This window comes from Paenibacillus rhizoplanae (genome assembly GCF_042684125.1).
GTDB classification, from domain to species: domain Bacteria; phylum Bacillota; class Bacilli; order Paenibacillales; family Paenibacillaceae; genus Paenibacillus_AQ; species Paenibacillus_AQ rhizoplanae.
In genome coordinates, this window is sequence record NZ_JBHUKY010000028.1 from 15,036 (window position 1) to 36,388 (window position 21,353).

Consider the following 21,353-nt stretch of genomic DNA (forward strand, 5'->3'; position numbering starts at 1 on the left):
ATCTATACGAAGCCCAGGGTTATGTGCGGCTGGTTAGGAGAGTTAACGTGGTAGAGACAAGCAACAAGCTGGCTGTGTTTTTTGATCTGGATGATACGCTGTATGACCATCTGGTCCCGTTCAGGGAAGCCGTTCGTGAGGTGCTGGCACCTGATGAGGACAAGCTGGATTACGCGGAGCTGTTCTATACCGTACGGCATCACAGTGACCTGCTGTGGCCGAAGTATCTGAGCGGGGAGCTTGAGCTGGAGGAGACGCGGGTGATGCGGCTGGAGCTGGCTTTTGCCGAGTATGGCTTGCCATTGACCCGGGAGCAGGCTGTGCGGATACAGGCTTCCTATATTGCCCGCCAGTATACGATTGAGATGATCGAGGGTGTGGCGGAGCAGCTTCAGCGGTTCATTAGCTTGGGGCACCCGGTAGGCATTATCACCAACGGCCCGCTGGAGCACCAGACGGGCAAGCTGCGCGGGTTGGGCATCGACAAGCTCATTTCGCCGGAGATGATCTTCATCTCGGACGCTGTCGGCCTGGCCAAGCCGGACCCGGCGATCTTCGCCCATGTTAATCAGATGACGGGAACCACGCCGGAGAACAGCCTCTATGTAGGCGACACCTGGGCGAATGATGTAGTGGGTGCGCTTGCTGCCGGCTGGAAGGTCTGCTGGTATAATCCGCGCGGGCGGAAGCCGGGTACGGATCATACACCGAGCTATATTTTCGCCAATTATAAGGAGTTCAGTGAGCTGCCGCTGGTGTGAGACTTGGTATTAATTATACTTTCCATAGTCTTTAATGATTACCTTGGGATGGAATTCAACCTCAACCGAAGGATAAACTTTGCTCCAGTCGGTACCCTTCCATGCTCTGTGTGAAAGACTGTTCCTCACATATTGTCCGATGCCCAGACTGTCTACATGGTGCTGCTGCAAATTCCGGATCATCTGATTTCCCTCCGAAGACAATTTGGCAGAGATTTCATGCTCCAGCTCTTGGCGATCTGCCTTATTCTGAAGTCTGAGGCTTCCGGTATACTCCAGGACAGAACCTTCTATGGAGACATTGATCTTCACTTTGAATGGGGGGTTCTCGGACCGGATGACCTTAAGTTTACGCTGGCTGACCAGAGAGCTGAACATGACTATACGCTTACGGCCCCCGTCTTCACCCAAATTGAGTGCCACCTCCCCTTGTTTGAGGCTGCCCCGCAGAAGAGCAAAGAGTATACCGTCTGCAGCTGGAATTTTCATACGGTAGCGGTCTTGCTCGAAGCAGGCAATTCCTTCAACAATCACATGATCTTCCGTCTCCTTAATGATCGGGGCAATGGCATCAATCCCATCGTCATTGTAATCTCTGGAGAACTCATACAAAGTAATTTGAGGAATACTATTGCTGCTGCCTTCTTTTTCCAGAAGATGGTCAACATACTGCCCGGTGTCCGCATGCTGTTTGTAATTCCTGGATAGCAGTGTACCGGCATCCCCGTCCACAACGGATACTCTAACCCCGAGGGCTACCGATGGGTCTCTCATAAGGGTATCCACATAGTCTCCGAGTCCCGCTTTGGTTAGATTCAAGCCAAATAGAACATTCCTGAGTTGTCCGCTGACCACAAATAATTCGGTTTTCCGGGAAAATTGCAGCCTTGCTTCTTTGATGCTATCGGCCTCTACCACTAATAACTCTCTTCGGCTTTCGGACTCCGGATTGACTACTGGAATGCTGGAGGTCACTTTAAGCAGATTATCCTGACTCAGATCATAGCTTGAGGTCTGTACCATGCCCAGACGCTCCAGAATTCTTTCATCACTTTTACAGCCGCTTAACAGGAACATGAGAACAATCACTGCCCACAGCTTACGCATATGAATTCCTCCGTTTTCTTTGAACAAGCAGCAGAACTACCAGCAGCAGAGGCAGGCCGAAGGCGATTCCGGTCACAGCATAACTCAGATACATAATCCAGGTATTCACCTGATCCAGAGTGTTGGGTATGTAGGAAACGACAAAAGATATTCCAACCAGAATGCTGCACAGGATAGAAATATTTACGCGGGGAAGAACTCTCTTAACTGATTCTGCCGCCGCCCACCAATACATGACGACAGTAATGAGAATAAGGAACAGAAAGAATCCATATAGCAGATTCTCCAGCCGTTCAACAAAGGGAAACTGAATGAAGGCCAGTAAATCCAGCAGGGGGTAGAGCAGTTTTTTTAACTGGCCCAGGCTGAAGAATCCGAAGCAAATAAGAGTGAAGCTGATATATGCCACACTTAAAATCGTATTCCCCGCATAGACACCGCGCATAGATTTTTTCTTATGATCCATATAAGGGAGGTACAACAGAGACAATTCATACCCGAGGAACGCTGTATAGATATCCAGTCCCCCCCGCACCATATCGTGACCTTCCTTGAAAATAAAGGGGGTCAGCCGGACCCAATGAAAGTTGGGTATAAACGCCAGCAATAATAGATACATCCACAGGGTGACCCAGAAAAACATTGTTGTAGCTTTGGAAATGGTATAAATCCCTTTCGTAAGCAGCAATAAAGCCAGCAGGTCTATGGCCAGCTTGAAGACCATTGAATTGGTCGTCGGAAAAGAGATCATTTGAAAGAGCAGCACGTATTTTTTGCCAATCATACATCCGAAGATTAACCACACAGATGCCAAGCCTATATAGAGCGGATACAGCAACACTTTGGAGATGGACTGTTCCAGGATTAAGAATATAGACCGTCCCTTACCCATATGGTACACCAAAGAAATCAGGTAAATATTTAGAGAAGAGATCACAAAGCAAGGAACCAGAAACAGCCATCCGTTTGTCCCGAAATGTTCAGCCAGCTGGCGGGGCAAAGTGAATATAATGATCCCCGATTGGGTCATGTACACCAGGATGGTGATATGAAAGGGAGACAGTTTTTCAGCCATCACAATTCCTACTTTCTCATTTTCTGCCTGACAGGGTTAGGTGTCCGGGTCTGGAACGGGCGGGTCTTAAGCAGTGCAAACGGAGCGCGGATGAATACATCCTTCCAATCCCCTCCCTTCATAGGTGCGACAGGGGATAAGTAAGAAGAACCGAGACTGGTAAGGCCCGAGAGATGGATGATCAGCAGCGCCACTCCCATCGACAACCCCATATTCCCCCATATTCCAGCCAGGATAATGAGTCCGAAACGAACCAGACGGATGGAAGCGCTCATCATATAGCTGGGAATCACAAATGACGCAATCGCTGAAGAAGCTACGGCAATAATCAGGATATTGCTGGTTAATCCGGCTTGGACCGCTGCTTGCCCGATCACGATCCCGCCTACAATACCGATGGTTTGTCCGATTTTGGTCGGAAGACGCGCTCCAGCCTCTCTTAACAGCTCAATCATGGTTTCCATAAGCAACGCTTCGTATACAGGGGGGAACGGAACTCTGGTTCTGGATTCAGCCAGGGTCCGGAGCAAGGCTTCCGGAATCATCTCATAATGATAAGTGGTTATGGACACGTACATCGCTGTGAATATGATCGTTATAAGCAGAGCCGAATATCTTAATAGTCTCACTGCCGTTCCCAAAGCCCAGCGCTGATAATAATCATCGGGGGAAGAGAAGAATTCAAAAAAAGAAGCTGGAGCGCTGATAGCGGTAGGGCTGTTATCAATAATCGTAATGATTTTTCCGCCCTCCAATTTGGATTCAGCAGCATCCGGCCGTTCTGTTGTCAGAAATTGCGGGAATACCGAATTGGGGTTATCTTCAATGAATTGGCTTAACATCGAACCTTCATTGATCGCATCAATCTCTATTCTTTGAATACGCTTCTGCAGTTCCTCCACGTACTCCAGATTAGCAATTCCTTTAATATAGAGGATGTACACATCGGTTTTGGAGATCTCGCCTACAGAGCAGCGGATCACTTTTAAATGCGAGCTTTTGATCCTCCGCCGGATTAGAGACAGATTAGTGCTGGCGGATTCCACAAAAGAATCATGGGGTCCGGTAATAATGGTCTCCGTTTCGGATTGCACTAAGCTCCGGGTTTCAGGCCCGTAAGCGTCAAACATGTAGACCTGATCCAAATGGAAAATGGCCACACTGCCCCCCAGTATGCCAACGACTACCTTTTTTACATCCGCCTGAAAAACAAATTGTGATTGTTCCAGCAGTTGTTCTATCTTATCGCCTTGTGGCCTTGCAAAAGGTTCCAGAATTTCATCAGTAAGAAGCTTGCTGCTTACCAAATGAGGGAAATAGACGATATCGACCCGTATCTCCGGAAAGTTCCGCCGGGATAAATCAGCACATTGGTCGAATTCCTGAAGGATGTGCTGTAAAGACGGTGTCGTATCCTGGACTCTTCCCATATTAAGCAGCCCCCAATCGTAATTATCAAAGGTAGTATCCCCAAATAAAAAGCAGCGATCCCCGTTATTGGAGAATCGCTGCTTTCTGTTTGTTTTTAGAGTGCTAATTAGCGAAGCTATAAGTCGGATCGGTCAGATTCAGCCGTTTCTTCAGCTCAGAGGTGGCATAGATCTTGTTGTCATCCGTAATGAAGAAGGCCTCAACCTTCTCTGGCATCGCTTCAAGATATTTCAGGCCTTCTTCCAGGCCCATGAGGAACACACCGGTGGAAAGAGCGTCCGCGTCTGTCGCGCTCGGGCTCATGATGGTAATACTCTTCAGCCCGTTCTGGGAAGGGAAGCCTGTACGCGGATCGAGGATATGGTGGTAACGCACCCCGTCCTGCATGAAGAAGCGCTCATACACCCCGGAAGCATCAATGACCTCATCGGTAATCTTAATCGTGCCCAGTTGGGAGCCCCGGCTCTGATCCGGGTCCTGCAGGCCGATATTCCACTGGGAGCCGTTCGGCTTGTTGCCAAGGGCGATAATGCTGCTGCCGCCGAGATTGATCATCGCGCTGTTCAGGCCCTGAGCCTTAAGATAGTCGGCGATCCGGTCAGCCGCATAGCCTTTGCCGATTCCGCCCATGTCCAGCACCATGCCTTCTTTGGCTAACTTGACCGTCTTCGCGGCTTCATCTACGATAACATCCTTATAGTTGGTCAAGCTGCGGGCCTTGTCGATCGCAGCCTGGTCAGGCACATGGTCCCCGCCTTCGCCAATCGCCCAGAGATCCACAAGCGGGCCAACCGTCGGATCATACAGCCCGTCCATTTCCTCGGCATATTTGAGGGAGAGCTTCACGATATCCAGCGTTTCATCAGACACAGCAACGGCTTCTTTGCCCGCGGCCTGATTCACTGCGTACAATTCTCCGTTTGTCTTGGTGCGGCTGAACTCGATGTCCATCCGTTCCAGCATGGCCTGAATGTCATCCATATTCTTCTGCTCCACCGTGTTACCGAACACCTTGATAGTCACGACGGTATCATAAATATAAAACGTCTGCTCCAGGGACTTCGTATCGCCGTCTTTGGAGGCAGAGGCGCCGCCAGGGGTTTCTGTAGCAGCCGGGCTGTTTTCACTCTTGTTGTTGCCTACTGTAAGCCAGATAACCACAGCCGCAGCGATAACAACAACGAGCGCGGCCAGAATTACAACGGTTTTTTTGTTCTTAGATGTTTTTTTGATTTCAGACATATTTCACCATCCATACAATTAGTTTCGTGGTTGCATCTTTACTATCATACCCCAGAAAGAACGGCAATGGATACTCATTTGATGACATTTTGTGCAGAAGAGCGGCTTGCCGAAGGGGGAGGCATGTGATATTTTCAAAATATAAGTTTATATGTTTCACGTTATAACTTATCCTTCTATTTCTCCACTTGTTTACAGTAAAGGAGCATGACCCATGTCTATTGACCGTAAAGCGTTAATCCTGCAGGCAGCAACCCTGTCTTTTGTACAATTTGGCTATAAGGCTACGACGATGGATCAGGTATCCAGAATCGCCAATGTGGGCAAGGGCACGATCTATACCTTTTTCAAAACCAAGGAAGAACTGTTCGAGGAAATTCTGGACAAGGCCACCTCCGAATTAACATCGGTGATGAGCCGTGTGGCTGCGCAGCAAACGACCTTCGTGCATAAGCTGCTTAATCTGCTGGACTCCATTCTGGAATTCCGCCTGGACCACGAGCTGTTCGTGAAGCTGGCCCAGGAGGTACGGGATATCGGTACGGCCCAGGCGCTCGAAGGTGTGAAGCGGATGGAGGGCTACGCGCTGGACTTCCTGCAGCAGCAGATCGAGGAGGCCATCGGGAGCGGAGAAGTGAAGCCTTGCGATGCCAGTGTGGCGGCGTTTATGATTCTACGCATGTATCTGGCGCTGACCACGGAATGGAACAAATCCCATGAGCCGCTGGATCAGGACAAGATCAAAGAGCATATGATTCTGTTCATCTCCACCGGAATGCTGCAATAGAGGCAAACTAGCGAATTGTTGTAATAACTAAACAGAGCTTTAGACAAAGTGAGGATGATGGATATGGAAGAGTATAACAACGGTACCGTTCTTGGCGGGCAGGAGGGTCCGGCGGCACCTCAAGATCCAGTGGAGCGCCGTGACGGCTTCTTCGTCATGTTCGAGACGGCGATTGAGGCAACCGCCCGGGCAGAGGGCAAGGCCTCGCAAGAGGTCTATCTGGAAGGGAACTATCTGATCGATAAGGCCAAATACATAGGCGGGGTTACGGATGAGCAGATGCTGGGGATGCTTAGAGACTGGACCGGCTTCCGCAAGCTGGTGCACAGCATTGGAGTGTCCGTGAAGACGGCGGAGGAAGGGGCAGCGGTCACTTTTCTCATGCAGAATTGGGGCAGAACCAGCAAGTATGAGACCGGCACTCAGCTGAGGGTCCCTTGTCCGGGCGATGGAACGGAAATCATAGTCAAGCTGGAGGAGAACGAGTGGTCTGAGGAGGATGTGGCTCCCGGCAAATATGCCTTTGAATTCAGCAAGGAGGGGGAACTGGCGACAGCGAGCATCGTGCTCTACCTGAATGACGGGTACACGGCGCCTGAGCTGACAGCGGAACCCCCGGTAGACTTCGATTCGTCTGCTTACCACAGTATGATTGCGAAGTCCCTGCTGCATGCGGGCAATAACCGGCGGATGAAGCGGGCGATGGACAAGGCTGCAAGCGGCGGGGATGTGACGATTGCTTATATTGGCGGGTCTATCACACAGGGGGCCGGAGCCAAGCCGATCCATACCGAATGCTATGCTTATCAGTCGTACTTGAGATTTAAGGAGCTATTCGGCAAGGACGGTGGAGAGAATATTCATTTCATTAAGGCCGGGGTTGGCGGGACGCCCTCCGAGCTGGGGATGATACGCTATGAGCGGGATGTGCTGAAGGATGGTGCAGCTGCTCCTGACATCGTAGTGGTGGAATTTGCCGTGAATGATGAAGGGGACGAGACGAAGGGCAACTGCTTCGAGAGCCTCTGTCTCAAAATCCTGTCTGCCGAAAGCCAGCCAGCCGTCATCCTGCTGTTCAGTGTCTTCGTGAATGACTGGAACCTGCAGGACCGCCTCTCCCCGGTAGGCAGACGCTATAATCTCCCGATGGTCAGTGTCAAAGATGCAGTAACAGAGCAGTTCCGGCTTAGTAAGGCCGAAGGAAATATCATCTCCAAACGGCAATTCTTCTACGATATCTATCACCCCACGAATGACGGGCACCGCGTAATGGCGGACTCCTTAGGCTACCTGTTCTCCGAAACTGCTAGGGCGGCGATGGATAAAGAAGAGGAGGATATGCTGGCGGGACCGCCTGTGCTCGGCAATGATTTTGCCCATGTCCGGCTGCTGGACCGTATAAGTGATCTGGGCAGTGCAGGTGCTGCGATTGCTATTGAAGCTGGCGGCTTCCACGGTACGGATGAGGAGCTGCAGCAGGTGGAGAAGGATGCCAACCCGTTCGGCACTCCGCAATTCCCGCATAACTGGATGCACACGGCTGAGTCCGGTGAGGATAGCTTCAGGCTGGCAATCACCAGCAAGAATCTGATCCTGGTCTTCAAGGATTCGGGCAGCCCGGATGTAGGCAAGGCGGAGGTCTACGTGGACGGCAAGCTGGTTCTGACGGCAGATCCGCATGTGAATAGCTGGACGCACTGCAACGCCGTGATTCTGTACAAAAATGAGCAGAGCCAGCAGCATTTGGTGGAAATCCGGATGGCGCCGGAGGATCAGGAGAAGTGCTTCACCATCCTGGGCTTTGGCTATTCGGCTTAAGAATAATATAAGGGTGCCACAGAGGCCGCATTGAAGCGGCTGCCTGTGGCACCCTTTTTGTACCGTTCATGAACAGGACGGCGTTTCAGCTTGTGGCTGAGGACTTCTGGGGTAGCGCGGAATCCGTCTAATCCAGCATGAATTCCCTGTATTTATTCTTGCTGGGATTAAGGACGAACAGAATGCCGCTGGTGTAGCCCGAGACGGCATTGAAATTTCGTTTCAGGGTAGCTTTTGCCGTCAGATAGGTCAGTGTCCAGAGCAGAGCCGCATAATTTTTCACGGGTGCTTTGCGCAGATTCAGCAGATAATAATGATTGACTGCGGTTGCCCGGGCGACCCGGCCTGCCTTGTCGCGCGAGCTGGGCGATTCATGATGCATGATTTTCAGCTCCGGGTTAATCACCAGCTTGCCGTATCTGCTCGCCAGATGGCACATATAGATGTCGTCCGCCACCGCGTAGCTGGTCATCCAGGGGTACGGCTTCATGTCCTGCAGCGCCGAGCTGCGGAAGGACATATTGCAGCCATGGAAGAAATCCGTCTCAAAAACATTCTCGGTCTCCCCCCACAAAAGAAGAGATCCGGCCAGTGTACTTGCCGATAGTCTGCCTGGCGAAGCCGACATTTGACAGGTCAGCCTGCCGAGCAGCTTGCCCGATTTACTGCTGGAGAGACCCTTGGCGATTCCGCCGACCCCGACAATGGACGGGTCTGAGGCGTAGGTCTCAAGCATCCGGCGGATATAGAGCGGATCGTCCAGCTCTGCATCGTCATCGAAGCTGAGCAGAATCTCCCCGTCGATGAGTCCGAGGGCCTCGTAGCGGGAGAGCCAGACGCCAGGCTTGGTTTTGCGGTAATAACGCAGGCTGGCATCCGGAAGACGTCCGAGCACCTCGCGGAAATATTCCAGCACCTGCTCTTCGATCTCACCGTCGTCCACGATCAGCAGTTCGATGGAGACATTCTCCAGGCCGGTCTGCACGCCGATGGATTCAATACAGAGGGTCAGATCGCTGATCCGGTTACGCGTGGGAATGACTATAGACAGGTCATGCATGCCGCTGACTCCTTTCGGGACGCCATAGACCGTCCGCTTTGAATTAGTTGCTCTAATTTTACCTGCCCGGCCGGGCGGACGTATATACCTCTTTCGTTTACTTTTCTCCCGGAAGCCAGCAGAGAGGGGAGTGTACAGGGTATCCAGCGAGCGAGGGCCGTTCAGAAAGTTTGTTTGTAATTTTCGGTTTTTAACTATATAATAGTAAGTGAATTGCAATACCAATACCACTACCATTCAGGAGGAATTCCCATGAGAATAGATATATGGTCCGATTATGCTTGCCCGTTCTGCTATATCGGCAAAAGACGGCTGGAGCACGCGCTGAGCCAATTTCCCGGCCGTGACCAGGTGGAGGTCGTGTTCCGCAGCTTCCAGCTGGACCCGAATGCACGCACTGATGAGACGAGAGATATCCATGAGCTGCTGGCCGGCAAATACGGCATGACCCGTGACAAAGCCAAGGAGATGAACGCACAGCTGGCCGAGCAGGCGCAGGGTGTGGGGCTGGAGTTCAATTTCGATACGATTCAGTCTACAAATACCTTTGACGCTCACCGCTTGAGCCATTATGCCGCTACTCAGGGCAAGGCTCCGCAGCTGACCGAACGGCTGCTGCGCGCTTATTTCACCGATTCGCTTAATGTGGGTGACCGCAAAGTGCTGGCTGAACTGGCCGCCGAGGCCGGACTTGATCAGGCTGAAGTAGCAAAGGTGCTCAACAGTGAGGCTTATGGTGACCGGGCCCAGGCTGACATTGAAGCTGCCGGGCAGCTGAACATCACCGGCGTTCCGTTCTTCGTCTTCAATAATAAGTACGCCGTCTCCGGTGCGCAGCCGGGTCCGGTCTTTACTGAAGTGCTTGACACGGTATGGGCGGAGGAACAGAAGGGTCCGGAGCTTCAGGTGGTCGGCCAGCCGAAGTCCGGGGCTGCACCGTCTGCTGACGGCTGCGATGACGGTTCTTGCAGCATCTGATTGCGGTCAGGTGTCGGCTTGAGTTAAGTGTAGCTGTGTGCTGCGCCGGGACGAATGAGTCTGGTTACGGACTACAGTTCCGCTAATTGCGCCAAAAGGCCATTTTGAGCGGCTTGCCGGACTCAGAGGACGCTATGCAGGTATATTTGAAGCGAAAATGTAGGATATTCGGCACTTAAGCGCACTGGGGTCCGCAACGCTGCCGCAAAAGAAGATTTGGTACAAATAAGCGCACTGGAGTCCGCTGCTTGAGTCCATGTAGCGTGCTCCATACAGCCAGGAGGCTTCGGCTGATCGGAACAGGCTGGAAAGTGTGGCATTCCTGCCGCCACTGGCCCTTCAGAGTAAATCTGCTACAATGGACGCACCAAACCCCCGCCGCATGAAATTCATGCAGCGGGGGTTTTTTATTGCGTACAGTAACTACTAGTCTTGAGAGGGAAATCGAACACAATCGCAATGTGCTAGCACGAAGGTGAGTGGTCCCAATGTGTGAGAAAAACCGAACACATTACGCCGCCGCATCTCCATTCCGTTACCGGAACGAGGTCACCAGACTGGAGAGCAGTGTGCGGACATCATGCTGGTACGCATTGATCGGCTCCACCGGACGGTTCAGGCCGAACAGGGTGTAGACGGCGATGCGGGCGGCACGGACTGAATACTCTTCTGTGAAAACGATATCGTCCGGGATTTCGCAGTATTGGCCGATAAAAGCCAGGTTGGTTGAGCCTTCAGGCACCACCTGCGGCCGGTCGTTGTTCAGGCGCGGCATGAACTGGGAGGTGATATACGGCATCATGCAAGGAATACAGTTGGCGGTAGCCATGATCTCTTCCTTATGCTCTGCGAAGTGCAGATGCCCGATCAGCTCCTCCATAATTTCCACGCCGGTACAGTCGCACATTTTTTTGTGTACATAATCGCCGACCTTGTCCGGGTACAGGCCATATCCCCAGAAGACCTTGACATGCTCCGGCTGGTTGCGGAAATGCGGCTGGAAGGCCAGCACGACAGACATCAGCCAGCTGGAATCCTTAAAGGTGACGAGTGCGCCGGTTCCGGCCCGGTTGCGGGTGAACTTTTCCATAAGGTCGAAGAACTTCGAGTCCTGGAAGGTCACTGTGAAGGATTCCCATTTGGACTCATCCACATGATCGTCGAAGGAAGAGGGGTTGCCGAGACCCGGCTTCTTCGCGGCGATTGTCTCCCACAGCTTCCATGAGCTGCCCTTACCGTTCATCCCGGGAGCGGAGGTCATCGATCCGAGGCTGGAGCCTTCGGTCATCGAGCCGTTAGTCACAATGACGCGGTCGCCTTCATGAACCTGGATCGTGTCCTCCACGCCATCGCGGACGACCTTCATCGCGGTTACTGTAATGCCGTCGCCTTCTTTAAATTCCAGATCAGTTACCGTACATTTCAAGGTGAAATCTACGCCCAGCGGCTCCAGATATTGATGCAGCGGCAGAATAATCGAATCATATTGGTTGTACGGGGTGCGGGTTACGCCTTCAAGCGTTTGAATTCTCGGGAACTCGTGCATGAAGCGGAGCATATAACGCTTGAACTCAACCGCACTATGCCAAGGCTGGAAGGCGAAGGTGGTTGCCCACATGTACCAGAAGTTCGTCGTGAAGAAATGCGGTCCGAACCAGTCGTTAATCCGCAAGGTGCCCATGGCCGGCTCCGGCGTAATGACCAGCTTGCCCAAGGCCAGACGGTCTGCCATATCGAAGCCCATTGAGGTGACATCCTGAACCTCACCCTTGCTGTTGATCAGCCGTGCCTGGCCACGGGTTGGATTGGACTCGTCGAATTGAACAATTTCTTCCCGCAGCGTCAGCCCCGGCTGGTCAATGGACGGAATGGTACGTAATAGCTCCCACAGATTCTCATAGGTCTCATCGTTCAGCATCCGGCCGCCGCGAATGACATACCCATGCTCTGCATCGCCGGCTCCGTCATTACTGCCGCCAAGGATCTTCATCTCTTCAATAATGTGAATGTTCTGTCCGGGAAAATTGCAGTCTCTAACCAGATAGGCCGCACCCGCAAGGGATGCAATGCCACCGCCTACGAAATATACCTGCTCGTTACCGTACTCTTTTTTCACTGATTACCGCCTCCATAGGTTTGCTTGATTACTGGACCTGAACCGAGTGTAATCCAGTCCCGCCCTGGAGGGTATCATCAAAGCAATGGATCTGTATAAAATTTGGACATATGGAACAAAGTGTATCGTTTTTGAGCAGAAAAAATGCCGTAGCCTCTAAGGTTACGACACAATGTTCTCATATTTATGCAGCGCCTTCAGAAAGTTCCCTTCAATCAGGACGCTCAGCTTCTCGATCATCGGCCCCGGCTGCTCCTTCATCCCGTCCTGCATCCACTGAATGACCAGTCCGGTGAAGGCCAGGGTGTAAAAGTTGGCGATGAACTGCTTATCCGGCGTCCCGACATCCAGCCCGGCGGCCAGCTCGTTGATGACGCCCATGACAAGATCATTCGTCACCTCATACAGATACGCGTCCAGATGCCTCCGTCCGAGGGAGTCCAAGGTATTGCAGCAGAACGCCTTATTGTTCTCGATATAGCAGAATATCCGGTAGAATCCGTCTGTCCACGTGCTGTAGCTGCGATACTCAGCAATGCTCTCGACAGCCTCAGTCTTGTAAATCCAGCCCAGCAGATCATAGATATCCTGAAAATGATAATAAAAGGTCTGCCGGTTCACGCCGCAATCCTCGACCAGATGCCGGACGGAGATTTTGCTCAGCGGAAGATGGGCCATCAGATCTTTGAGCGAGCGGGCGAGCGCATTTTTGGTCAGCAGGGAATTGGACATAAGGGTCATCAGCTCCTAACAGGAATCAGCGTGAGCGCCAATAGTGTATCAGCAGCCGGCCGCCCTCGGCGATCAGACCCAGAGCGAAGCCGCCTGCTGTAAACAGGCCGAAGGAAAGAAAGCCCGCAAGATCCTCGAAGCCCGACATCTCACGGTAGGTGTACAGGTACATCAGGAAGAGCCCGGCCACAGTTCCAGCGGTTGAGAAAATCCACACAAGCTGCGCTCCCAACCAGCCGAACCCGTTGACTATACCGGAGATGACGAGGGCAAGGATGGCCCAGCGTACGGCAAGAATAAGGTTGAAAGGCTCACCTAACCACATGTACCGGTGCAGAATCAGCAATAGCCACAGCAGCAGCGCGTAACCGGCACACCATGCCAGCCAGCGGCCCGTCCGGGCAGGAGGCAGGATCTTCATAAGCAGCTCACCCCGTGTACAGATTTATACCTCTTCCAGTTCCTCGGCACTCTGCAGCAGGAACTTCAGGAGGTTCGGAATATCTTCCATTTGGTCCTCAGTGATTTGCCGCTTGAATTGCAGCTCTACACAGTTATTGTACGTATCGTTCTCCTGCCCGTAGCGGAAGCTGAGCGATTGCACAGGCTGGAAATCGGGTCCCCATATCGTAGTCAGGATCTCTTCAATAGCCGGACACTGCACGTTCACATCCTCAATCTCCATATAAAAGCGTATTAAAAGACTACAGCCGGGATCGCTGCCCGGTGTCTCAAGAATTTCATCGCCCAGCTCTTTCACTGTGGACTGGAGCAGAATCTCGGACGTCACATTCAGGCCTTCGGTCAGCTTGAACGCGAGGCTGAATTCGCGCGACATCAGCGCGAGATTGAGCAGATCGGACCGGTCTGTTACAACTAGAACCCCATCCAGATTATCGTAGTCATAGATCTGATTCTCCAGGGCGATTTTGATATTGTCAAAAACAGTAGGGTGGAACAAGAGCGGCACCTTCTATTTCTCTATAGTGTATTATGATCTGCTGTCTGCACTCACAGCTTAGGAATTAGTTCGTAGGTGCCGGTGCCGTGTATTTCAGAAAAGTCTTCGGAATCGCGCTCTCAAACGTCAGGATTTCACCGGTAGTCGGATGGACGAACGAGAGCACGCGGGCATGCAGACCGAGGCGGCCGACCGCCTTGGTCTCTGCGCCATACTTCTTGTCCCCGGCAATCGGATGGCCGATGTCGGACATGTGGACACGGATCTGATTCTTCCGTCCGGTCTCCAGATGCACCTCCAGCAGGGAGAAGTGGCGGTTCGCCTGGATCAGCTTGTAGCGGGTTACGGCATGCAGCCCGTCTCCCTCATGCGGACTGGAGTACATCTTCAGCGTGGAGGTCTCCTTCAGCCACGAGCTGATCGTGCCTTCGGATTTCTTAACGGCGCCTTCTACCAGAGCCACGTAGGAGCGTTCCTTGACGGTTTCTTTCCAGCTGTTCTGGAGGGACTGCTGAATCGCCTCGCTTTTGGCAAACATCATGACGCCCGAGGTATCACGGTCCAGCCGGTGCACCACATAGACGCGGTTCTTCGGGTTGCTCAGGCGGACATGCTCCATCAGCTGGCGGTAAGCCGTCAGTTCATTGTCTTCTCCGGTTGCGATGGACAGGAGCCCCGCATCCTTCTGAATCACGATAATATCGTCATCCTCATGGACAATGGTCAGCCCAAGCATCTCCTTGGTTTCGGTAGGTTTCTCCTGGTCAATCGTTACGGTCTGGCCGGGATGGAGCTGATGGTTATGTTTAGTCACCGCCTTGCCGTTCACAGCAACCTGCCCGCGGGAGAGCATGGATTTGATCGAGTTGCGCCCTTTGTTCGTAATCGTCTTCAGCAGAAAAGCAAGCAGCTCCGCAGGCTCTGCTACCGTATAGGATTTGGGTGCAGCTGCCGGCTTGGCCGGGGCTCCGGATCTTGCTCCCTGTTTATGGTTAGAGGTTCTGTTCCCCTGATTTCTGGTTCTTCTTGTATTCATGACCGCATTCTCCGTCCTTTAAGTAGGTTACTCCTCAATATACCATGGGCGGTGAAGAAATACTACGAAGGGAAGGGGGCGCTAGATATAGAGGAGCAGGCCGATTATAAGGAGCAGGGAGAGGAAGCCGTAGCTCCAGGCCAGGATGGTGGCGTATTTGTGCTCCCGGAGCCAGCCTCTGCTGCTGTAAATCCTGACATCTACAGCCAGCAGGAGTATAGCGGAGAATAACAGCATCCCGGCGATGCTTCCCAGTAATCGAACCATATGTTCCTTCCTCCTCGCACGGATATTGGACTGGGGCCGAACTTATTTGTGCTTGAGTCCGACTCTCCGGATATGCAGGGTCAGCTTGATATCCACACCAACGCTGCTGTACATGCTCTCCCAGTCGTTCTTGTCGTGAACATGCTCCTTCCAGTAGGCCGGATGATGGCTTCTGATCATTTCGCCCATGCCAAAGATATCGGAATGATCCTTCTGCGTCTGTTTGACCAGCCGGGTCAGTACCGTCTGAATCTGCTGTTCGAAATCCCGCTCAATCTCACGCAGCTTCAGGGGAGAGTCGATGGGAATATCGCTGCTGTAATGCTCGTCCAAATCCCCCTCCAGGAAAATATGATAGCTCAAATGCGGCTTGCCGTCCCTGATCTCGCTCCGGGTCCGGGTGAAGCGTTCATTAATCTGGGTCATAACGATTCCCAGGTTCCCGGTATGGAGCATAGTGGAATACCCGCCGGGGTCCATCCCCATCATGGCCATGAACCCGCCGATCTCTATAGGGGCAGTCTTGCTGACCATCTTGCCGCCGCTGAAATAAGCCAGCCCTTTAATCAGAATATTGTCCCTGTTACGCAGTGCGACATAAGGCAGATAGGCGCTTTGTCCCCACTTGGAATCCGCTGACCAGAAGGTGCCGATATAATCGCGGGGGAACTTGCCGGAGGAGACCGATTTCTCCATCATCGACAAGATATAGAGCGTAGGTACGCGCTGCAGCGGGGGATTCACATCCATAAATGCCGAAGCCCGCCCCTCGGAGACGAGCAGCCAGGTTCTGCGGCGGATTTCCGGGTTGCGGCGGAGATAATCATTCAGCTCTGCAAGGCTGCCGCGGGCAATATCCTCGCTGATGATGACGATCCGCAGGTGGACCAGATAACGCGGGTCGGCAATCTGCTGCTGCAGGTTATTCATGGCATCGTCGAGGGAAATGCCTTGGACCGTCACCACCCAGACGGGACTGGTCTTGCTGTCGCCGGCACTCCCTCCGCCGGTGCCGGGTCCAAGGGGGACTCTGCCCGGGACGGCAATCTGTGCGGTGACACTGATCATCTCAGCCGGTAGACCGCCGTCGTGGATGTGTGTGACTCTGTCTTCCATTTGCGCCTCCTCCGCAGAGATCTTGTCAATGGACAACCCGAGAACAAGGGCGCGGTCCTCAATCTCCACCTGATCCCAGCATCCGCTGAGCAGCGGGGCAGCGATAACCAGCATGAGCAGCAGGGCGAGTGTACGCGGAAGCTGTTTGTTCATGGGGACACCTTCTTCCCGTGTCGTCTGATGAGATAGCCCGTCCATAAGAGCAGCGAATAGCCCAGCATCATTATCATACCGGCATTGCCCAGATGAAGAGACCACCTGTAGGTCTCGAACACATTGGGGGGCAGCATGGACAGGATGAACATCACCGGCAGCAATACACTTGAAGCCATGCGCTGGTCGCGGAGACGCAGCAGCTTCTGCAGCAGATAAGCTGATATGTAGTAGGTCGTATAGATCGTCGTGAAGACAGAGATCACCCAGATAATAATGAAGATAGCATCCAGCCGCTCCAGGAACCCCTCGCCGAAGGCCGCCGAACGGGCCATCTCCAGTGTGGGGTAGATTAGCAGCTTGGTCTCTTCGGCACCGAACATTCCTACAGAGGCAATCACAATCAGCACGTAGATCGCCCCGGACATGAAGATGGCCCATGCTCCCGCCCGGACGGCATGATTCGGCTTCTCCATCAAAGGGATCAGCAGCACAACGACGAAGGCACTCTGGAACAGATAGGTGGCCTGCCGTGCACCGTTCCAGAACTTAACTCCAGGTGCCATCAGCACAGGCTGCAGATTGAGCATGTCCACATTTTTGAGCGAGATGAGGATGGTAACCAGAATAGAGCCTACAATCAACGGCAGATAGAAAGAATGGATATAAGAGAACTTCAGAATATTGCGCCTGGAGGACAAGAGACTGATGAGCAGCATCAGGAATATGGTTGCTTCTATCGGCGTTTTTTTATACAGCACAGTTGTGGCCACATCCCCGAATTGGCGTACGGTGAGGCCGGTCAGCACAATGAACAGCAGCATGATGGCCAGGGTGAATACAGCGGCAAGCGGACGTCCGATCAGCCGGCGGCTGAACACAAACAGGGTCTCCTGGGGGAAACGCTGGCATAGGGAGACCAGCAGCCAATAGATGATGAAGGAGATCAGCACACCGCTTAACGCAACGAATGGAGCGCTGGTGTTGCCCGCTTCTGTCATATAGCGCGGGAAGCTCAGGATTCCCACTCCGATAATCGTGCTGCTGATCACGGCTACCGCGCGTAGGGTTGTGATCTGGCGTGGCTTATTCATTCTTCTCATCTCCCTGCCTGAGAATCTGGTCTATTGCCCGGGACGGAACACTGCTGGGCAGCCTGTCACTATCCTGGGTATGCAGGAAGCTGGGACGGCGGCGCATCCACCATAGCGGCGCCCTTACCAGAGTATCCTTGAGATCGCGCCATTTGCCCGGAATGAACGGGGACATATACGGAACCCCGAAGGATTCCAGGAACAACAGATGGTTCAGAATCAGAATTGTACCAATCATGCCGCCATAGAGGCCGAACATACCGGACAGGATGATTAGCGGAAAGCGCAGCATCCGCAGGGCAATTGCCGCATTATAGGCGGGGGTGGCGAACGAACCGATCGTCGTCAGGGCCACAATAACAACAGTGATCGGGCTGGCCAGCCCGGCGCCTACCGCTGCCTGTCCGATGACAAGGACGCCTACAATAGATAATGCACCGCCGATCATCTGCGGCAGACGGATCGTCGCCTCACGCAGGACCTCCATGGACACCTCCATGATCAGCACCTCCACAACTGCCGGGAACGGTACGCCCGCTCTTCCGCCCGAGATGGCCACCGCGAAATCCGTAGGCAGCAGCTCGGGGTTGAACGAGATGACAGAAACATATAACGCCGGGAAAAAAAGCGAGCAGGCCAAAGCAATCAGCCGGATGATGCGGATCAGGCTGCCCATAATGAAGCGCTCCGTGTAATCATCCATCGTCTGAAAGAACTGATTGAACAGGGCGGGAACAATCAAGGCAAACGGCGAGCCATCGACGAGAATGGCCACCCGCCCTTCCAGGAGTGCGGCAACGGTCTTGTCCGGCCGCTCGGTGCTCTGCACCTGCGGGAAAGGGGACAGGGGCTGGTCTTCGATGAATTGCTCAATGTACCCGGCATCCAGGATGCCGTCAGTATGAATCATCGAGATTCTGCGCATGGCTTCCGCAACCAGAGCGCTGTCAGCGAGGCTGTCTATGTAACACAGAGCCACTCTAGACTGGGTACGCGTTCCGAGCGGACTGATCTCAATCCGGAAGTCCGTACTCTGCAGCCGGTAGCGCAGCAGGGAGAGGTTATTCTCCAGCTTTTCCACATAGCCTTCCCGGGGACCCCGGATCACCTGCTCCGTCTGCGGCTGCTCTACACCGCGCATCTCGATCTGGCGCATGTCCAGGTGTAGCGCTTCGGGAACCCCGTCAATCAACAGAATGAGGTCCCCCTTGACGGCGGCTGGAGGAAGCGTGGACAGGTCTGCCGTGGTTGTCCCTTGTGTGACCTGAACTACTGTGCTCCAGATATAATGGGTCATTCCGGCCGCTTGATCCGGCATTCCCGGATGTTCAGACGGGCGTGCCATTAGCGGCTTCAGTACATGCTCGCGCACCTGCTCCATATTCACGAGTGACGAGAAGAAGAGCATTGCGGCAGGATAAGTCCCGAAGAGCAGGAAGTTGCGTACGACCAGATCCCCGTTCTCCCCGAGCCTGGCCTGAAGCTCCGGCAGATCGGTCTTCAGCTCTCCTGTCAGTCTGCCGCCGCTGGCTGGCTCCGGCTCCGGCGGCGAGGCCTGTTGCTTATGTATATAGGAGGCATATTTATCTTTCCAGTCTTGCAAACGGGCGACCTCCTTCATAGGGCAGATGGATGAAACTATATAAAGTGTTGCTTGATCGTACGGTTTTTATGTAATTTCTATGCGGCAAGCCTGGAAGAAGTGCCAGGATATCTGCCTCAGGCGGTTGCTTGGCAGCCGGTTGCCCGGTAAACTAAAAGGTAGAAAAGCCTTAAGGAGTTTGAAGAGATATGGAGATGCAAGGATCATTAATGGAGCAGGCCCAGGCCGAGCTGCAAAAATATTATGGCTACCCCGATTTTCGGGAAGGCCAGAAGAAGATTGTGAACAATCTGCTGGAAGGCCGCGATACGCTGGGCATCCTGCCCACCGGAGGCGGGAAGTCCATCTGCTATCAGGTTCCGGCGCTGCTGCAGCCGGGGCTTACCCTGGTCGTCTCGCCACTGATTTCCCTGATGAAGGATCAGGTGGATGCTCTTACGACCGCAGGGATTCCCGCTGCTTATATCAACAGCACCCTGAGCGGCAAGGAAGTGAATGAGCGCATCCGCGCGGCCCGCCGCGGCGACTTGAAGCTGCTCTATGTGGCTCCCGAGCGTCTGGAGCTGGACTGGTTCCGCCTGGAAATGGCGGGACTGAACATCTCCTGCGTGGCTGTCGATGAGGCCCACTGCGTCTCGCAGTGGGGCCATGACTTCCGCACCAGTTATCTGGCGGTCTCGCCGTTCGTGGAGCAGCTGCCGCAGCGTCCGATTCTGGCGGCCTTCACCGCTACGGCTACCCCGGAGGTCATGGAGGATATGGTCCGGCTGCTGCGCCTGCGCGAGCCGGGCGTCTTCATGACCGGACTTGGCCGCGACAACCTGGCGATGTCCGTGCTGCGCGGAGAGAACAAGCGCGAGTTCGTGCTGGATTACGCGGCTCAGCATGCCAATCAGCCGGGCATCGTGTATGCCGCCACCCGCAAGGAGGTGGATGATCTCTATCAGCGCCTCCAGGCCGCAGGCATCACCGCCGGGCGTTATCATGCCGGAATGAATGACCAGGAGCGGGCAGACAGCCAGGAAGGCTTCCTCTATGACGATATCCGCGTCATGGTTGCCACGAATGCCTTCGGGATGGGGATCGACAAGTCTAACGTGCGTTATGTCATCCATTACAATATGCCGAAGAACATGGAAGCTTATGTTCAAGAGGCGGGCCGTGCCGGGCGTGACGGGGAGCCGAGTGATTGTATCCTGCTGTTCAGTGCGCAGGATATCATGACCCAGAAATTCCTGATTGAGCAGAACCCGCAGGACCCGGAACGCAAAGCCAACGAATACCGCAAGCTCCAGCAGATGATTGAATACTGCTATACCACGCGCTGCCTGCGCAGTGCACAGCTCGACTATTTCGGCGAGAGCCATGACGACGATCACTGTGGGATCTGCAGCTCCTGTACCGACGAGCGTGAGCTGGTGGATATCACCGTAGAAGCGCAGAAGATCTTCTCCTGCATCCACCGGATGCGGGAGCGTTACGGCGTGGCGCTGGTCTCATCCGTGCTGAAGGGTTCGCGTAACCAGAAGGTGCTGCAATACGGCTTCGAGAAGCTGCCGACTCACGGCGCTATGTCCAGCCGCAGCGAGAAGGAGATTACCGAGATCATCAATATGCTGATCTCGGAAGGATATCTGGCCTTGTCCGAAGGCCAGTATCCGGTGGTCCGGCTGCAGCCGCTGGCAGCCGAGGTGCTGCGCGGCCAGCGCCAGGTGCATCAGCGCGTCGCCCGCACGCTTGTCACCTCCGGCACGCGGGACCGCAGCCGCTCGCGCGATATTTCGCCGTCTGCGGTCAACGAGACGGTGTTCGAGCAGCTGCGCCTGATCCGCCGCGAGCTGGCGGGGCGCGAGCATGTGCCTTCGTACATCATTTTCAATGATGCAACGCTGCGCGAGATGAGCGTGGTTTGTCCGCAGACGGAAGCGGAGATGCTGAGGGTGAAGGGTGTCGGTGAAGTGAAATACCGGAAGTACGGCAAGGCCTTCCTGGAGTTTTTTCAAAATGACATGTAAA

19 protein-coding genes are annotated in these 21,353 nt (G+C 53.7%); 5 read left to right on the forward strand and 14 right to left on the reverse strand.

From position 1 onward, the window contains the following. The first annotated feature begins 47 nt into the window (after positions 1–47). Entirely contained in the window at positions 48–761 is a 714-nt protein-coding gene (locus ACFSX3_RS16630; RefSeq protein WP_379257529.1) for an HAD family hydrolase, read from the forward strand. Between the two features lie 9 nt (positions 762–770). On the opposite strand, the gene ACFSX3_RS16635 is transcribed toward ACFSX3_RS16630, so the two are convergent. The 4 genes from ACFSX3_RS16635 to ACFSX3_RS16650 form a co-directional block, all read right to left on the reverse strand. Then, on the reverse strand, positions 771–1,868 hold the full coding sequence (locus ACFSX3_RS16635) for a Ger(x)C family spore germination protein (RefSeq protein ID WP_209991594.1): 1,098 nt from the start codon (positions 1,866–1,868) through the stop codon (positions 771–773). Further along, positions 1,861–2,943 carry a GerAB/ArcD/ProY family transporter gene (locus ACFSX3_RS16640; RefSeq protein ID WP_209991593.1) on the reverse strand — a complete coding sequence of 361 codons (1,083 nt, stop codon included), beginning with the start codon at positions 2,941–2,943 and terminating at the stop codon, positions 1,861–1,863. The genes ACFSX3_RS16635 and ACFSX3_RS16640 overlap by 8 nt, the downstream gene beginning before the upstream one ends. An 8-nt stretch (positions 2,944–2,951) precedes the next feature. Then, positions 2,952–4,373: a spore germination protein gene (locus ACFSX3_RS16645; RefSeq protein ID WP_209991592.1), complete on the reverse strand. Its 1,422-nt coding sequence runs from the start codon at positions 4,371–4,373 to the stop codon at positions 2,952–2,954. Positions 4,374–4,476: 103 nt separating this feature from the next. Continuing rightward, on the reverse strand, positions 4,477–5,616 hold the full coding sequence (locus ACFSX3_RS16650; RefSeq protein WP_209991591.1) for an FAD:protein FMN transferase: 1,140 nt from the start codon (positions 5,614–5,616) through the stop codon (positions 4,477–4,479). A 214-nt stretch (positions 5,617–5,830) separates the two neighbouring features. Between ACFSX3_RS16650 and ACFSX3_RS16655 the strand changes: the two genes are divergently transcribed. Further along, positions 5,831–6,403: a TetR/AcrR family transcriptional regulator gene (locus ACFSX3_RS16655; protein ID WP_209991590.1), complete on the forward strand. Its 573-nt coding sequence runs from the start codon at positions 5,831–5,833 to the stop codon at positions 6,401–6,403. 63 nt (positions 6,404–6,466) lie between these two features. Continuing rightward, the gene (locus tag ACFSX3_RS16660) at positions 6,467–8,221 is read left to right on the forward strand and encodes an SGNH/GDSL hydrolase family protein (protein WP_209991589.1); all 1,755 of its coding nucleotides are present in this window, start codon (positions 6,467–6,469) and stop codon (positions 8,219–8,221) included. 127 nt (positions 8,222–8,348) lie between these two features. Here the strand turns inward: ACFSX3_RS16660 and ACFSX3_RS16665 are convergent, their stop codons facing one another. Further along, on the reverse strand, positions 8,349–9,281 hold the full coding sequence (locus tag ACFSX3_RS16665) for a glycosyltransferase family 2 protein (RefSeq protein ID WP_209991588.1): 933 nt from the start codon (positions 9,279–9,281) through the stop codon (positions 8,349–8,351). 252 nt (positions 9,282–9,533) lie between these two features. On the opposite strand from ACFSX3_RS16665, the gene ACFSX3_RS16670 reads away from it, so the two are divergent. Continuing rightward, entirely contained in the window at positions 9,534–10,259 is a 726-nt protein-coding gene (locus ACFSX3_RS16670) for a DsbA family oxidoreductase (RefSeq protein ID WP_209991587.1), read from the forward strand. Positions 10,260–10,794: 535 nt separating this feature from the next. Here the strand turns inward: ACFSX3_RS16670 and ACFSX3_RS16675 are convergent. The 9 genes from ACFSX3_RS16675 to ACFSX3_RS16715 all read right to left on the reverse strand — a co-directional run bounded on the left by ACFSX3_RS16675 (position 10,795) and on the right by ACFSX3_RS16715 (position 19,337). Then, entirely contained in the window at positions 10,795–12,375 is a 1,581-nt protein-coding gene (locus ACFSX3_RS16675; RefSeq protein WP_209991586.1) for an oleate hydratase, read from the reverse strand. Positions 12,376–12,537: 162 nt separating this feature from the next. Then, the gene (locus tag ACFSX3_RS16680) at positions 12,538–13,107 is read right to left on the reverse strand and encodes a TetR-like C-terminal domain-containing protein (RefSeq protein ID WP_209991585.1); all 570 of its coding nucleotides are present in this window, start codon (positions 13,105–13,107) and stop codon (positions 12,538–12,540) included. Between the two features lie 25 nt (positions 13,108–13,132). Further along, a complete protein-coding gene (locus ACFSX3_RS16685) occupies positions 13,133–13,528 on the reverse strand; it encodes a hypothetical protein (RefSeq protein ID WP_209991584.1) in 396 nt (131 codons plus the stop codon). A gap of 24 nt (positions 13,529–13,552) precedes the next feature. Further along, positions 13,553–14,068, reverse strand: a complete 516-nt coding sequence (locus ACFSX3_RS16690; protein ID WP_209991583.1) for a hypothetical protein — start codon at positions 14,066–14,068, stop codon at positions 13,553–13,555. A 64-nt stretch (positions 14,069–14,132) separates the two neighbouring features. Next, positions 14,133–15,104: an RluA family pseudouridine synthase gene (locus tag ACFSX3_RS16695; RefSeq protein ID WP_209991582.1), complete on the reverse strand. Its 972-nt coding sequence runs from the start codon at positions 15,102–15,104 to the stop codon at positions 14,133–14,135. 81 nt (positions 15,105–15,185) lie between these two features. Further along, positions 15,186–15,371, reverse strand: a complete 186-nt coding sequence (locus ACFSX3_RS16700; RefSeq protein ID WP_209991581.1) for a CLC_0170 family protein — start codon at positions 15,369–15,371, stop codon at positions 15,186–15,188. A 42-nt stretch (positions 15,372–15,413) separates the two neighbouring features. Further along, a complete protein-coding gene (locus ACFSX3_RS16705; RefSeq protein WP_209991580.1) occupies positions 15,414–16,640 on the reverse strand; it encodes a Ger(x)C family spore germination protein in 1,227 nt (408 codons plus the stop codon). Next, positions 16,637–17,734: a GerAB/ArcD/ProY family transporter gene (locus ACFSX3_RS16710; RefSeq protein ID WP_209991579.1), complete on the reverse strand. Its 1,098-nt coding sequence runs from the start codon at positions 17,732–17,734 to the stop codon at positions 16,637–16,639. The genes ACFSX3_RS16705 and ACFSX3_RS16710 overlap by 4 nt, the downstream gene beginning before the upstream one ends. Next, positions 17,727–19,337, reverse strand: a complete 1,611-nt coding sequence (locus tag ACFSX3_RS16715; RefSeq protein WP_379257513.1) for a spore germination protein — start codon at positions 19,335–19,337, stop codon at positions 17,727–17,729. Before ACFSX3_RS16715 ends, ACFSX3_RS16710 begins: the two co-directional genes overlap by 8 nt. 188 nt (positions 19,338–19,525) lie before the next feature. Here ACFSX3_RS16715 and recQ point away from each other — a divergent pair, with 188 nt between their 5' ends. Next, positions 19,526–21,352, forward strand: coding sequence for a DNA helicase RecQ (gene recQ, locus ACFSX3_RS16720; protein ID WP_209991577.1), 1,827 nt, complete (start codon positions 19,526–19,528; stop codon positions 21,350–21,352). The last annotated feature ends 1 nt before the right edge of the window (position 21,353 follow it).